The organism is Enterobacter cloacae complex sp. 418I7 (assembly GCF_050030705.1).
Classification (GTDB): domain Bacteria; phylum Pseudomonadota; class Gammaproteobacteria; order Enterobacterales; family Enterobacteriaceae; genus Enterobacter; species Enterobacter intestinihominis.
On sequence record NZ_JBLGUU010000001.1, the window covers coordinates 3,480,336 to 3,497,336 of the forward strand.

The following is a 17,001-nucleotide window of genomic DNA, read 5'->3' on the forward strand; positions in this document are numbered from 1 at the left end:
TCGCTTGCGGCCTTTTATTTATTAAACATGAGAAGAAAATACGTAATTTTTTTGAGTAGCAGAAATTAACCCGCCCGTAAAAATATATTTTACAAATGAGAGAGTTTTAAATATATCATACACCAGATATTTTACCCTAACTTAAACTACAATTAAGCAGCAATTAAACCTAACCAAAATTAGATATTTATCGCATATTATAATTATTAATATCGCCCCACCAGCACCGTTTTAAGGGTTGCACCTTTTACGCCAAAACCCTTTATCCACGCGCCCTCATAGCTAACGAAACATATTCACGCTATCAATTAATCCCTCCTGCAATAGCCGCGTTGGGTTTACGAACACTTAATTTGCGTATTCAGACATTTATAGCTATATCATTTTTATAACGAAATAATTTAATACCTGCACAAATAATAAGGCTTATAAATCGCAAACATATAAATAAACAACTATTTCCTGTGTAAATAATTAGCTTTGCCCTGAGGTTGCCACTTTTAATCCTGGCGGGCATCGGTCGCGCTAAAGAAAGTAACGGTAAATCCTGTTTATTAAACAGTATTTTCGCCGGGAGCGCGTTCATCCCTTCAGAAACGATGGCTTTGTTTGACACGCCGTAACCAATCACTCTGCTGGAGTAATAACTGTATGAGCCAAATATCTGTTATATCTAAATTAACTGGCGTGGAAACGACCACGGAAGGGACACAGATAACACTCGATCACTCCTCAATCGTTAAGCTTAACGTGGATCGAGCCAACATCGCAGATTACTCCCGCAGCGGAAACGATCTGGTGATTACCCTCAATTCGGGCGAAGTGATTACCCTCAAGAATTTCTACGTCGCTGATGCGCAGGGCGTAAGCCAGCTGGTGCTTGAAGAGAGTGACGGAGCGCTGTGGTGGATTGAAGATCCAACCGGTGCCGCGACCTATGAATCCATCGCCTCCACCGATGCATTACTGGCGGCGTCAGGGAGTGATGCTGGTGGCGCCGCTGCGTGGCCCTGGGTGCTGGGTGGCCTGGCCGCCGCAGGTGGGATTGCTATTGCGGCGGGAACCGGCGGTGGAGGTGGCGGAGATGACGATAACAACAACCCGAATCCCGGTAATCCGGGAAATCCTTCCGAACCTGATACTACGCCTCCGAATGCTCCCACTAATCTTCAGGTCTCACCTGACGGCAAAACCGTAACGGGTACGGCTGAACCGGGCAGCACGATTACCCTTAAAGATGCCGATGGCAACACCATTGGAACGGGCAAGGTCGGCAGCGACGGCAAATTTACTATCGATCTCGGTACGCCGCTCACCAACGGGGAGCAGATCACCGCCACGGCCACCGACCCGTCCGGCAATACCAGCCAGGGTGGTCAGGTCACAGCACCGGATCTCACCGCGCCGGATGCACCTGCCAATCTGGAGGTTTCGCCTGACGGCAAAACCGTCTCCGGTACGGCTGAGCCGGGCAGCACCGTGACACTGAAAGATGCCGATGGCAACACCATCGGAACGGGCAAGGCTGGCAGCGACGGGAAATTTACTATCGATCTCGGCACGCCGCTCACCAACGGGGAGCAGATCACCGCCACCGCCACCGATCCGTCCGGCAATACCAGCCCGGGCGTTCAGGTCACGGCACCGGATTCAACCGCGCCGGCTGCCCCCGAGATTGTCACCGTCAATGATAACGTGGGCACCGAAGCGGGCCCGCTGAGCAACGGACAACGCACGGACGATGCACGCCCGACGTTCAGCGGCATCAGTGAAGCTGGCACCGTTATTACCTTCTATGACAACGGCAAGCCGATCGGCACCGCCACGGCCGATGCTACCGGGAAATGGAGCTTTACCCCGTCGACCAACCTGTCTGAAGGAAACCACGCCATTACCACCACCGCGACCGATGCGGCAGACAATACCAGCCCGGCGTCCACAGCGGTGACCTTCGTGGTGGATACGGTCGCACCAGGTGCCCCGGCCATCACCGGTATGACCGATGACGTTGCGCCCAATACCGGCGTGCTCGGAAGCGGAAGCACCACTAACGATCCGCGCCCGCAGCTCACCGGCACGGCGGAAGCGGGCTCTACGGTCACCATCTATGATAACGGCATTGCCATTGGCACAGCGGTTGTAGGCAGCAACGGAAGCTGGAGCTTTACGCCGTCGGTTAACCTGAGCGAAGGCAGCCACCAGCTTACCGTACGCGCCACCGACATCGCCGGTAACACCGGTCCGGCCTCGCCGGCCTTTACCGTAACGGTGGATGTCACCACCCCGCCGGTGCCGACAGGATTTATCGTTAACGATGACACCGGAGGGCTGAAAGGCACGATTACCGCCGGGCAGTTTACCGACGAGTCGCAGCCCCGCCTGACGGGCCGAGGAGAACCAGGCAGCACGATTACGGTTTACGATAACGGCGTTGCGATTGGCAGCACAACGGTTCTGCCGAACGGTACCTGGAGCATCACGCCGACAACGCCGCTGGCAGAGGGTGCACATTCGATTACCCTGCGCGAAACCGATGCGGCAGGCAACCAGAGCGGCCTGTCTCAGCCGATCAACTTTACCGTCGATCTTACGCCGCCAGACATGCCGGAGGCGACGCTCAATTCGACAGGCACGCAAATCACCGGTACTGCCGAGCCGGGCAGTAAAATTGTCATCACCAACAACGCCGGGGTGCAAATCGGGACCGCCACTGCCGACAGCAACGGCAACTACATCGCCAACCTGAACCCTGCACAAGTGAACGGCGAGATCATCTCCGTGGTCGCCTCCGATGCCGCAGGCAACCAGAGTTCCCCGGCGCTGGTTAACGCAGCGGACATCACCGCGCCTGCCGCACCGGGTAACCTGGTGGTGGCGGAAGACGGGGCAAGCGTCAGCGGAACCGCCGAGCCAAACAGCACGATTATTATTAAAGCGCCGGACGGTACGATTATCGGCCAGGCCACCGCCGGTCCGGACGGCACCTTTACCATCCCGATTTCGCCAGCCCAGACCAACGGCGAAGCCCTTGAAGTGACGGCCACCGACGGCAGCGGCAACACCAGTCCGTCCGGCTTTGCCGACGCGCCAGACAGCACGCCACCGCTGGCACCGGAAAACGTGGTGATCTCTGCCGACGGCACCACGGTAACCGGTACAGCCGAGCCGGGCAGCACCGTCACCATTCGTGAAAATGGCGTTAAGGTCGGGGAAGCGGTCGCCGACGATCAGGGTAATTTCAGCGTTGATCTGATCCCGCCGAAAGCCAACGGCGAAGCCCTGACCGCAGATGCCACCGATACCGCCGGAAACACCGGCCCGACCGCGCCGTTTGACGCGCCGGACATCACCGCGGCACAAACCCCGGTCATCACAGGCGTGGAGGATGATGCGCTCGACGTCACCGGTCCTGTCAGCCAGAACGGTCTCACCAACGACAAAACCCCGACCATCAACGGAACGGGCGAGCCCGGCACAACGATCACCCTCTACAGCGGCACCACTGAAATCGGCACTGCGGTGGTTGGGCCTGACGGCCAGTGGTCCATCACGCTGGAAACGGATCTTCCCGACGGCGGGCACGTGCTGACGGCGACGGCGGTTGACGCCAACAATAACCTCAGCGGGACATCGAACACCTGGAGCATCACGGTGGATACCGCCGCGCCGGGCGCTCCAGCCATTACGCAGGTCATTGATGACGTACCGGGCCGCACGGGGCCGCTCGACAACAACCAAATCACCAACGACACGCTCCCGACGCTGAACGGTACCGGCGAGCCGGGCTCCACCGTGACGATCCGCCTGGACGGACAGGATATTGGTACTGCCATTGTGAACAACGGTGGCGCATGGACCTTCACGCCCACTACCGCATTAGGGAACGGGCAGCATACGTTCACCGTCGTCGCGAGCGATGCGGCCGGCAACACCAGCGCATCATCACCCGGCTTTACCTTTACCGTCGATACCACTCCGCCACCGGCGGCCACCCTTGACACCGTCTCCGATAACATCGGCACTGTGCAGGTTCCGCTTAACAGCGGGGATACTACCGATGACACGCTGCCGCAGCTGCAGGGAACCGCACCGGAAGGCACCACCATCACTATCTATGACGGGACCACCCTGCTCGGCACGGCCGTGCTTGACGGCGGCGGCGGCTGGAGCTTTACGCCAACCACGCCGCTGACGGACGGCCCGCATTCGCTGACGGTCCACGCGACGGATGAGGCGGGTAATACCACCATCTCGCCACCGTTTGAGCTGGCGATCGACACGACCGCGCCTGCAACGCCGGATATTCCTGAGATCACCGTGAACCCGGACGGCGCCACACCGGGGACGGCTCTGAATCCTGGGGAGACCACCCGCGATACCACACCAACCCTGAGCGGCTCGGGCACGCCGGGAGATACCGTAAGCATTTACGATGGCGCAACCAAAATAGGTGAAGCCGAGATCGATGGCGACGGTAACTGGAGCTGGACACCGGAAGATCCGCTCCCTGACGGCACCTACGATCTCTCCCTGACGGTGACCAATCAGGACAGCGCCGGGAACGAAAGCGCACCGTCCACGCCAGTGACCATTACCATTGATACCGACGCGCCGGGCCAGCCGGGGATCCCGACGGTGACAGACAGCGTAAGCCAGATCACCGGGCCAGTGGACAACGGCGGAACCACCAACGATCCGCGCCCGGTACTGAGCGGCACCGGTACGCCGAATGACGTCATTACCATCTATGACCAGGTGGGTACAGGCGAGCCGCAGGCCGTGGGCAGCGTCACGGTGGACGGTAGCGGTAACTGGAGCTGGCGTCCTGAGAGCAACATTGGCGAAGGGACGCACCAATACACGGCGACCGCCACCGATGAAGCCGGCAATGAATCTCTGCCATCAACCGGTATCACGATAACGGTCGACACCCTCGCCCCGGATACCCCGCTCATCGGTTCCATTGGCGGCGCTCAGAATGGAGGCTCAACCAACGATAACACACCTGTCATTGGCGGAGGCGGCACGACCGGCGAAACGGTGATTATCTACAACAACGGCGTGGAAGTGGATCGCGTTGAAATCGCCAATGGCGAGTGGTCATACACCCTGCCGACACAAACCGATGGTCCGCTGAATATCACCGTCGCCGCGGTGGACGACGCGGGTAACCTGAGCCCGGTCAGCCCGGTCTTTAGCGTGACGGTCGATACGCAGGCACCGACCGTGCCGCAAATTGACGCCGTCTCTGACAGCCAACTGACTAACAGCGTGCTTTACACCCGCGACGGTACCCCAACCCTCACCGGGATTGGCGAGCCGGGTTCGAGCGTAACCGTTTCTGTTGATGGCACGCCGTCTCCGGTGGTCGTGGTGGTTCAGCCGAACGGGACATGGTCCTGGACAGCCGACCCCGCGCTTGCGGAAGGGCCGCACACCTTCTCGGTTGCCGCAAGTGACGCGGCGGGGAATACCTCCGCCAGCTCCGGCGATCTCAGCGTGACGGTGGATACGCTGCTTCCTGCAACGCCAACCAATATCACCATTGCCGCAGAGGGCACGCCGCTGACCGGTACGGCAGATGACGGAACCACGGTGACGGTGCGTGACGCCGGCGGCAATATCATCGGGACCGGGGTCGCGACGGGAGGCATCTTCTCCATCGCCCTCTCCCCGGCCCAACTGGATCCCGCGACGCTGACGCTGTTCGCCACGGACGCCGCAGGTAATGCAAGCCCGACAACCACCTTTGACGTACCGGACTCCCCGCTTATTCTGCCAGCGGTGCCGGTGATTACGGCAATCAACGATGATGCCGATCCCGTCACTGGCGATGTGAAAGATAAAACCACCAATGACACCACGCCTACCCTTACCGGCACCGCCGATGCGGGTAGCGTCATCGCCATTTATCTGGATGGGGCGCTGGTTCCGCTGACCGACATTGTTGCGGATGCAGACGGCAACTGGAGCTACACGCCGCTGCTGCCGCTCGCGGAAGGCCCACACACCTTCGCCGTCACCGCCACAAACACCACCACCGGCGCGACCAGCGGGCAGTCGCCGATCGCGACCGTCACCGTCGACCTCACCGATCCGACCGCACCAGCCATCGGTGCGGTGACCGATGACGTAGGCCCGGTCATCGGCCCAATCGCTGACGGGCAGAGCACCAACGACAACCGTCCTACCCTGACCGGAACAGGCACGGCCGGGGACACCATTACGGTGTACGATGACGGCGACCCGCTGGGCACCGTTGTTGTCGGTCCGACCGGCACCTGGAGCTACACGCCGCCTGCGCTGGACGACGGCAGCCACACCCTGACCGTGACCGCCACCGACCCGGCAGGCAATGAGAGCGCCCCGTCGGCCGGGATCACCATCGTTGTCGACACCGTCTCTACCACGCCGGTGATTACCAGCGTGACGGATAACGCAGGCAATGCGGCAACGCCTGTCCCAAGCGGCGATCCAACCAACGACACTACGCCAACCCTGACCGGTAGCGCCGAGCCGAACAGCGTCGTCGCCATTTTTGATGGCGCTACGCAAATTGGTACGGTGGCAGCAGACGGCACCGGTGCCTGGACATTTACCCCTGAAACCGCCCTCGGCGAAGGGACGCATGACTTTACCGTCAGAGCGACGGATCCGCAGGGCAACGTCAGCCAGCCGTCCAACGCCTGGAGCGTCGAAATCGATCTGACTGCGCCACAGGTGCCGACGATCGTTACGGTCAGCGACAATGCCCCGGGAGGCACAACCGGCCCGCTTACCGCCGGGCAGGTGACCAATGACACCACGCCAACCCTCAGCGGCTCCGGCCAGGCGGGTACCATCATTCACGTGCTGAATAACGGCGTGGAGATTGGCACCACCACGGTCGACGGCAGCGGCAACTGGACCTTTACGCCGGATCCGGTACTGACTGACGGGACGTATAACCTGCGCGTTAACGCCAGCGATGATGTCGGAAACGTCTCCGCCAACTCGCCAGTGTTCGCCTTTACGGTGGATACCGCCGGGCCTGCGGCCCCGGTGGTTACCACGGTAATAGACGATGTCAGCCCGGGAACGGGAACCCTCGCCAGCGACGGCTCCACGAACGACACACGTCCAACCTTCAACGGTACGGGGGAAGTGGGCGCAACGGTACACGTTATTGTCGATGATGTGGAAATCGGCACGGCGGTCGTCAACGCCCAGGGTAACTGGACCTTCACGCCGACCACTGAACTGGGCGAAGGGCCGCACGTTATTACCTTCAACGCCACCGATGCCGCAGGCAATACCGGGGTCACCTCACCACCGTTCAACCTGACGGTGGATACCTCGGTGCCCGATGCACCGGTCTTTACCCCGGCCACTGACGATGCTGGTACCGTGCTGGGCCCGGTCGCCTCGGGACAAAGCACAGACGACACCACGCCAACACTGAACGGCACCGCGGCGGCCAACGCGACCATCACCATTTATGAAAGTGGCCGTGAAGTGGGTACCGCCGTGGCGGACGCAAACGGCGTATGGAGCTTTACCACCGGTACGCTGGCAAACGGCAGCCACACCTGGACCGCCACGGTAACCGATGCCGCGGGCAACGTCAGCCCTGCCTCACCAGGCTTTACGCTGGTGGTAGATACGGCTGCGCCTGTCGCGCCGGTTATCACCCAGGCGATTGACGACGTTGGCACCATCACCGGGGCAATAGGTTCCGGCCAGACCACCAACGATCCTCTCCCGCGTCTGGTGGGGACCAGCGAGCCGCTGGCCACCGTGAATATTTATGAGGGCACCACGCTGGTGGGCACCGGTACTGCCGATGCCGATGGCAACTGGACCGTCGATATCACCGTGCCGCTGGGCACCGGGTCACACACCTTTACCGCAGAAGCAACGGATCAGGCGGGTAACACCAGCACGCCGTCCGCCGACTTCAGCCTGACCATTGACACCACGCCGCCAGCGCTGCCGGTGCTGACCAGCATCACCGACGATGTCGGTAACGCCGCTGCGCCTGTCGCCAACGGCGGGTTAACCAACGACGCGCGGCCAACGATCACCGGTACGGCAGAAGCCGGCGCGACGGTCACCATCTTTGATAATGGGGTACAGATTGGCACCGCAGTCGCCACCGGCGGCGCGTGGAGCTTTACGCCTTCCACCCCGCTGGCTGACGGGCCGCATAATCTGACCTTCTCCGCCACCGACGCGGTGGGCAACGCCAGCGCGCAGACCGGCGGTTACACCATTAATGTGGATGCCACCGCCCCTGTCGTACCGGCAATCACCTCGATTGAGGATGATGTGGGGACCGTCACCGGACCTGTTACTGGCACCAACCCAACCAACGACACCCGTCCGACCTTAAACGGTACGGCAGAAGCCAATGCCACCGTACGTATTTACGACGGCACGACGCTGGTGGGGACCGTCACTGCCGATGCCAACGGCAACTGGACGCTGCCGCAAACCAGCACCACGCTGACGGAAGGCGCGCATAACTTCACCGCAACCGCCACCGATGCCGCGGGCAATACCAGCGTGGCTTCACCGATTATCACGATTAACGTTGACCTGACGCCGCCACCAGCCCCAACCGGGCTGGCGGTGATCACCAACGGGACGCAGGTTACCGGTACAGCGGAAGCGGGAAGCACCGTCACCATCACCAGCAGCACCGGAACCGTGCTTGGAACGGCCGTCGCGGACGGTAGCGGAAGCTTCAGCGCCACCCTCACCCCTCCACAGACCGGCGGGGAGTCACTGATCGTCTTTGCTACCGATAAGGCCGGTAACGCGGGTATCACCACCTCCGTGATTGCCCCGATCACCACAATCCCGAACGCGCCTGTTATCGCCAATATTGACGATAACGTTGGCACGGTGACGGGCAACCTGACCAACGGGAATACCACCGATGACACCACGCCAACCCTGAGCGGCACGGCGCAGCCGAACACGACCATCACCCTCTATAACAACGGGGTGCTGATGGGCACGGTCACCGCGAATGCCAGCGGCAACTGGAGCTTCACCACGCCGGTGCTGAGTGAAGGCCCGCATGCCTTCACCGCCACGGCGAGCAACGGCTCGGGCACCAGCCCGATTTCCACGTCGACCACCGTCATTGTCGATCTCACTGCGCCAACGGCTCCAACCGGGACCTTCAACGCAGACGGCAGCGTACTGACCGGTAGCGCTGAAGCGGGCAGCACCGTCACCATCCGCCTGGCGGATAATTCAACGGTCACCGCCACGGCGGACAGCAACGGTTCCTGGAGCTACACCTTCCTCAATAAACAGACGGAAGGTCAGACGCTGCAAATCACCGCCACCGATGCGGCAGGCAACGTTTCGCTGCCCGGCTCAGCCCTTGCGCCGGTGGTGCCGCTCTCTGCCAGCACCAACGCTGAAGAACTGGCGCTCACGACCACCGCCACGGTGACCAATTCGCAGTACAGCGACTATGGTTTCCTGCTGGTAGGCGCCTTAGGTAACGTGCTGACGCTGCTCGGCAACGACACCGCGCAGGTAGGTTTCACCGTCGGCAACGGCGGCAGTGCGGATATTGCCGTGAACGCCAACGCCACGGGTGCCGTTCTTTCCCTGCTCAATACCCTTGAGCTGGTGGTACAGCGCTTCGACGCCGCCAACAACACCTGGACCACCGTGGTCGATACCGGGCAGCCGCAGTTCGCTGACCTGTTGACCCTCGGCGCGACGGGGGTATCGCTGAACCTGAACGGGCTGGCGAATGGTCAGTATCGCGTCCTGAGCTACAACACTAACCTGCTGGCAACCGGCTCTTACACCAGCCTCGATGTGGCGGTGAAAGAGACCAGCGCAGGCACCGTGTCCGGCGAGACCAGCGTTGTCGGGAACGTCATCACTGACGTGGATCCAACCGCAGGCAGCGACAACGCCCCGGCGGGCACCACCGTCACTACGGTCACCAACGCCCAGGGCACCACCACCAGCGTTACGGCTGACGGCACGGTGATTCAGGGGCAATACGGCACGCTGACCATCAACCTGGACGGCAGCTATACCTATAACCTGACCAACACCAGCGCCGCCGTCATTGGCCGCACGGAGAACTTTACCTACACCATCACCCATAACGGCACCAGCGCCTCGGCAAATCTGGTTCTGTCGCTGGGCGAAGGCACTACCAGCAGCGGGATCGTGGCCGTGGACGATACCGCCTCGCTGACCTTCGACACCACCGTGGAGGCGATCAACAACGGCACCTCGTCGCAGGGCGGCTTTACCCTGGTGGGGATCAACCTTGGCAATACCCTGGGGCTGAACCTGCTGGACGATCTGGCCAACCCGATCATTTATAACGTGGAAGAAGGCACCACCCGCACCATGACCGTTCAGGCGTCCGTGGGCGGCGTCGCGCTGGCCTCGGTGTTCGACCTCTACATCTATAAGTTCAACAATGCGACGCAGACCTTCGAGCAGATGCGCGTTGAACCCGGCTGGCTGCGCGCGCCGCTGCTGGGCGGCACCTCCCCGCAGCTGACGTTGAACCTGCCCGCTGGCGAGTACCTGTTCCTGCTCAATACGGCGGCGGGGATCACCGCGCTGACGGCCTACACGCTGAACGTCTTGCAGGATCATGTCTACAGCGTGGCAAGCGTGAGCGAGAGCACGACCGGGGATGTGCTGGCGGATGATATTGCGCCAGCAGGTACCGTGGTCTCCGACGTTAACGGCGTGGCGGTGAACAGCAGCGGCCTGACGGAGATCACCGGCGAGTACGGTACGCTGCGGATCAACGCAGCCGGGGAGTACACTTACACCCTGGACAGCGGGGTCGGCGCTGACAGCATCAGCACGCCGGATACCTTCGTCTACACCATCACCGCGCCGAACGGCTCGAAAGACACGGCATCGCTGAACATCACCCCGACCGCGCAGCCAATGGACGCGGTGAACGATGTCAGCACGGCGATGGACGTGAACTCGGTGCACCGCACCGCCGCATACTCGGATACCACCGTCGGGTCGGCGAGCTGGAACGCCGCGCTGCTTGCCTCAACCCAGGGCAGCGGAAGCGGGACCTTCGTGGTGGATCCTAATACTGCACTGCATAACGTGGTTCTGTCGTTTAACGTCGCCTCGCTGCTGACCCTTACCGGGTTAACGGTCGACTGGACGCTGACCAACGGCACCACCACCCTCAGATCCGGCTCATTTAACGGCGGGCTGCTGCTGGGCGGCAGGGCGACGATCAACCTGACGGGCCTCGATCTGGAAGCGGGAACCTATACGCTGAACTATACCGGCAGAATGGGACCGCTGGGGGTGGGAAATATCACCGTTACCCCAAGCGTCACCGGGACCAGCTACTCCCTGTCGCAGTTTGACGCCACGGGCACCCACACCGTTGACGGCAATATCTTCGACGGCACCGGCTCCGCGGGCGCGATGGACCAGCTGCACTCGGTGGATACCCGTCTCAGCATTACCGGCTACGACGGCGTAACCACCACGCTGGATCCTTACACCGGCAGCACGCAGGTAAACATCACGGGTCACTACGGCACGCTGGCGATTGCCGCAGACGGCAGTTACACCTACACACTCAACCCGGGGATATCGTTCTCTACCATCACCAGCAAGGAGGTCTTTAACTACACCCTGACCGACGCCAACGGCACCCGGGATACCGCCTCGCTGACCATCAATATGGCACCGAAATTTGTCAGTTCGGAACATAACGATGTGATTAGCGGCACGGCCTACGGCGACACGCTGATTTATCAGGTGTTGAACACTACGGCGGGTAACGCCACCGCAGGTAACAGCACGGGTGACCACTGGACGAACTTCTCCCTGTCGCAGGGAGACAAGATCGACATTGGCGATCTGCTGGTGGGCTGGAACGGTAGCGCGTCGACGCTGGGGAACTATGTCTCTGTTTCACAAAGCGGTAACAATACTGTGATCTCCATCGACCGTGACGGCACGGGAGCCGCCTACACTAAATCTACGCTCGTTACGCTGGACAACGTTCAGACCACCTACGACGAGCTTGTAAACCAGCAACACATCATTACCTGATAGCACCTGCAAGAAATGACCCGGGCGCGCACAGCGCCCGGGCATAAACAAAAAAGCAGTACTTTTTTATTAGGGACAAGACATGGGAAAGAAGATGCCTTACTGGTGGCTCTCGTGCTGCCTGATATCTGTGCCCGCTATCGCGGCAAACCCTGCGGCGATGATTAATACCGGACAATTAAGCGAAACGCAGGAACTCCCCTCTTTAAATGGCCGCGTGGCGCCCGTAGCCAGCAAAGCCGCCCCCGGCACGCTACAGCTGGATGAAGCCGTAAACCGCGCCGTGACCTGGCATCCGGCCATCAGTGAAGCCGTCGGCAAACTCTATCAGCAGAGCGAAAATGTGGACGTCGCCAAATCGAAATATTATCCGCAAATTAACGCCGGCATGGATAACGGCTATAGCCACGACGGCGACGATAATGGCTTTACCCCCTCGCTGGTGCTTTCTCTTTCGCAAATGCTTTACGACTTCGGCAAAGTCGCAAGCCAGGTGCGCGCCGAAAACGCGGGCGTCGCCCAGCAGCAGGCCAACGTGCTGGTGAGCATCGACACTATCGCCCACGATACCGCCATCGCTATGGTGCAGGTGCAGACCTGGCAGCAGATGGTCGAGACCGCTAAAGAACAGCTGGACGCCCTGACCTCCATCGGCACACTGACGAAGCTGCGTAATGACGAAGGCGCCACGTCGCTCTCTGACGTGGTGCAGACCGATGCCCGTATCGAAGGCGCGCGAGCGCAGCTGATGCAGTATCAGGCCAGCCTCGACAGCTCACGCGCCACGCTGATGAGCATGCTGGGCTGGGACGGCCTGAACGCGGTCAGCAATGAATTTCCGCAAAGTCTGGCCCGCAGCTGCGATATTGCCGAGCCGGACGATCGCCTGGTACCCTCGGTTTTAGCGGCCTGGGCGCAGGCCAACGTCGCGCAGGCCAATCTCGACTATGCCAACGCGCAGATGACCCCTACCGTCTCGCTGGAGCCGGAAGTCCGCCACTATCTTAACGACCGCTACTCAGGCAACGAAACGCGGGACCGCACCCAGTACTCCGCGTGGGTAAAAGTGCAGATGCCGCTCTATCAGGGCGGCGGCCTCACCGCCCGGCGTAACGCCGCCGGACACGCGGTGGAATCGGCCCAGTCCACCATTCAGCGCACCCGTCTTGAGGTGCGGCAAAAACTGCTGGAAGCGCGCAGCCAGGTGATGAGCCTGATGAGCACGCTTCAGATCCAGGGCCGCCAGGAAGCGCTCAGCGCCCGTACCCGCGAGCTGTATCAGCAGCAGTATCTCGATCTTGGTTCCCGCCCGCTGCTCGACGTGCTCAACGCCGAGCAGGAGGTGTATCAGGCGCGCTTTACCCAGCAGCAAACCGCCGGACAGCTCCGCCAGCTTCAGCTGAACTGTCTCTACCAAACCGGGCGCATACGTCAGGCGTTCGATCTTGAAAACCGCACCATCCAGACCGTGGAGATCCAGCCATGAAGCAACGCGATATTCCGCAAGGTGAAAACATGACGGATGAGGCGCTGGAGCAGTGGGCGCAGGCGTTTGGCTATGTGGCGACGCGCTATCGCGTTGCCTGCTCGCCAGGCTCGCTGATCGCGGGCGCGCCGTGGCTGAAAGGCAAACCGATGGTGCCCGCGCTGACGCAGCTCGCCCGTGAAGCCGGGCTGACGTTCCAGCTGCTGACGGCCGATCAGCAGTCCATTAACAGCTGGCGTCTGCCGGTGGTGGTAGAGCTAAACGACGGTAAAATCGGCGTGATCGACAATTTCGACGGCGAGGATACGCTTGAGGTCAGCTTTTTCGACGACAACACGCACACCAACCGCCTGTCGATGAGCGCGATGCTGCCTGCCATCCGCCACGTCATCGCCCTGCGTCCGCTGGCGGCGCTGAAGGACAGCCGCGTGGACGCCTATATCTCAAAATACCGCCCGGACTGGCTCTACCGGCTGGTGATGCGCGACCTTCGCCCTTACAGCTGGGTGATGCTGGCGGCGCTGTTTATCAACGTGCTCTCCCTCTCCGGCATTGTCTTTTCCATGCAGGTGTATGACCGGGTGATCCCCGCCCAGTCCTACCCGACGCTCTACGTACTGACTATTGGGGTACTGATCGCCACGCTGTTTGGTTTTGTGCTGCGCGTGGCGCGCGGGCACATTATGGATCTGCTGGGCAAACGCTCGGATATGCGCGTCTCGGATCGGGTCTTCGGCCACGCGCTGCGGCTACGCCACAGCGCCATTCCGCGCTCCACCGGCAGCTTTATCTCCCAGTTGCGCGAGCTGGAGCAGATCCGCGAGATGGTCACCTCCTCCACCATTTCCACCATCGTCGATCTGCCGTTCTTTATCCTGTTTGTGATTGTGCTGGCGATCATCGCCCCGCAGCTGGCGTGGATCGCCCCGGTGGCGGCGGTGATCATGGTCCTGCCTGGCCTGCTGCTGCAAAAGAAGCTGGCGGAGCTGGCGAAGCAGTCGGCGCATGAATCTACCCTGCGCAACGCGGTGCTGGTGGAGAGCGTGCAGGGGCTGGAGGACATCAAGCTGATGCAGGCGGAGAACCGCTTTTTGCAGCAGTGGAACAGCTATATCCAGATCACCGCCGAATCCGGCCTGCGCACCCGCGAACTGACGCAGAACCTGATCAGCTGGGGGATGACCATTCAGAGCCTGGTCTATGCCGGGGTGATCGTGGTGGGCGCGCCGATGGTGATCGACGGCACCTTAACCACCGGTTCGGTGGTGGCCGCCTCAATGCTCGCCTCACGGATGATCGCCCCGATGGCGACGCTGTGCGGCGTGCTGGCCCGCTGGCAGCAGGTGAAGGCGGCCAAAGAGGGGCTGGACAGCATTATGCAGCTGCCGACCGAGAATCAGCGCGAAGAGACGCCGATCCGTCAGGACGTGCTGCGCGGACATTACCTGTTCGAGCAGGCGCAGTTCCGCTATCACCCGGAAGATCCGCGCATGGCGCTGCGCATTAACCGCCTGGAGATCAAAGCGGGCGAAAAAGTGGCGATCCTCGGGCGCAACGGCGCGGGCAAATCAACCCTGTTGCAGGCGATGGCGGGCGGGATGGATCTGGCGGGCGGTGAACTGCGGCTCGACAACCTCAGCCTGCCGCATCTGGACGTGGCTGACGTGCGGAGAAACGTCGGCTTTATGACCCAAAACGCCCGGCTGTTTTACGGCACCCTGCGCGAGAACATCACGCTCGGCATGCCGCGCGCCACCGATGAAGAGATCTTCGAGGTGCTGGAGATGTGCGGCGCGGCCAGCTTTGTGCAGAAGCTGCCAAAGGGGCTGGATTACCCGATTATGGAGAACGGCGTCGGGCTGTCCGGCGGGCAGCGGCAGTCTATTCTGCTGGCGCGGATGCTGCTGCGCGACCCGAATATCGTGCTGATGGATGAACCGACCGCCTCCCTTGATGAACATACCGAGCGGGAATTTATTCAACGTCTCGGGGCGTGGCTCGGCAACCGCACGCTGGTTGTCGCGACCCACCGCGTGCCGGTACTGGAGCTGGTGGAGCGCGTGGTGGTACTCAAAGATGGCATGCTGGTGATGGACGCGCCAAAAGCGCAGGCGCTGAACAACAGCCGTATGCAGCAACAGCAGCAGGCAACCGGACGGGAGTGGAACAATGAAAATCAATCAGCGTGACGTTGCCGCAGTAGAAGATCTGGATAACGCGCTCGACTCCGAAAGCGGTTATACCGGTGCCCGGCGCATCGTTTTCTTCTCCCTGCTGATGTTTGTGGTGCTCGGCGTCTGGGCGTGGTTCGGGGTGCTGGATGAAGTCTCAACCGGCACCGGAAAAGTGATCCCCAGTTCACGCGAGCAGGTATTGCAGTCGCTGGATGGGGGGATCCTCACCGAGCTGAACGTACACGAAGGGGATCAGGTGCAGGCCGGACAGGTGCTGGCGCGGCTTGATCCTACCCGCTCGGAATCTAACGTCGGCGAAAGCGCGGCGCGTTACCGCGCGTCGCTGGCCTCCAGCGTGCGCCTGTACGCCGAGGTGAACGATCTCCCGCTGAAATTCCCGCCTTCCCTGGCGAAATGGACCGACCTGACCGCCGCAGAAACGCGGCTTTACAACTCTCGCCGCGCCCAGCTGGAGGATACGCAGCGTGAACTCCGCTCCGCGTTAGCGCTCGCCAATAAAGAACTGGCGATCACTCAACGGCTGGTGAAAACCGGTGCCGCCAGCCACGTGGAAGTGCTGCGCCTGCAACGGCAGAAAAGCGACCTGGAGCTGAAGCTCACCGACGTGCGTTCCCAGTATTACGTGCAGGCCCGTGAAGCGCTGTCGAAGGCCAACGCCGAGGTGGATATGGTGTCAGCGATCCTGAAAGGCCGCGAGGATTCCGTTACCCGCCTGACGGTGAAGTCGCCGGTGCGCGGGATCGTGAAAAACATCAAGGTGACCACCATCGGCGGCGTCATACCGCCCAACGGCGAGTTAATGGAGATTGTGCCGGTGGACGATCACCTGCTGATTGAAACCCGCCTCTCGCCCCGGGATATCGCCTTTATCCATCCTAATCAGGAGGCGCTGGTGAAAATCACCGCCTACGATTACGCGATTTACGGCGGGCTGCACGGAGTGGTGGAGACCATTTCCCCGGACACCATTCAGGACGAAGCGAAGCCGGAGGTGTTCTACTACCGTGTATTCATTCGCACCAGCCAGGATTATCTGGTGAACAAGGCGGGCAGGCACTTTTCGATTGTGCCGGGGATGATTGCGACGGTGGATATTAAGACCGGGGAGAAAACGGTGCTGGATTATCTGATTAAGCCGTTTAACCGGGCGAGGGAGGCGCTGAGGGAGCGGTAGTCAAACGCCGGGTGGCGGCTTCGCCTTACCCGGCCTACACCGCTGTTCCGAGTGATGTGGATCCAACACAC

At 61.0% G+C, this 17,001-nt stretch carries 4 protein-coding genes; all 4 read left to right on the forward strand.

From position 1 onward, the window contains the following. Nucleotides 1–651: 651 nt before the first annotated feature. The 4 genes from ACQG0S_RS16745 to ACQG0S_RS16760 all read left to right on the forward strand — a co-directional run bounded on the left by ACQG0S_RS16745 (nucleotide 652) and on the right by ACQG0S_RS16760 (nucleotide 16,930). Complete coding sequence (locus tag ACQG0S_RS16745) at nucleotides 652–12,075, forward strand: BapA/Bap/LapF family large adhesin (protein ID WP_065421689.1); 11,424 nt, start codon at nucleotides 652–654, stop codon at nucleotides 12,073–12,075. An 82-nt stretch (nucleotides 12,076–12,157) separates the two neighbouring features. Beyond that, on the forward strand, nucleotides 12,158–13,561 hold the full coding sequence (locus ACQG0S_RS16750) for a TolC family outer membrane protein (RefSeq protein WP_022649108.1): 1,404 nt from the start codon (nucleotides 12,158–12,160) through the stop codon (nucleotides 13,559–13,561). After that, nucleotides 13,558–15,750: a type I secretion system permease/ATPase gene (locus tag ACQG0S_RS16755; RefSeq protein ID WP_023298431.1), complete on the forward strand. Its 2,193-nt coding sequence runs from the start codon at nucleotides 13,558–13,560 to the stop codon at nucleotides 15,748–15,750. The genes ACQG0S_RS16750 and ACQG0S_RS16755 overlap by 4 nt, the downstream gene beginning before the upstream one ends. Next, on the forward strand, nucleotides 15,731–16,930 hold the full coding sequence (locus ACQG0S_RS16760) for an HlyD family efflux transporter periplasmic adaptor subunit (protein WP_048965953.1): 1,200 nt from the start codon (nucleotides 15,731–15,733) through the stop codon (nucleotides 16,928–16,930). Before ACQG0S_RS16755 ends, ACQG0S_RS16760 begins: the two co-directional genes overlap by 20 nt. Nucleotides 16,931–17,001 lie beyond the last annotated feature (71 nt).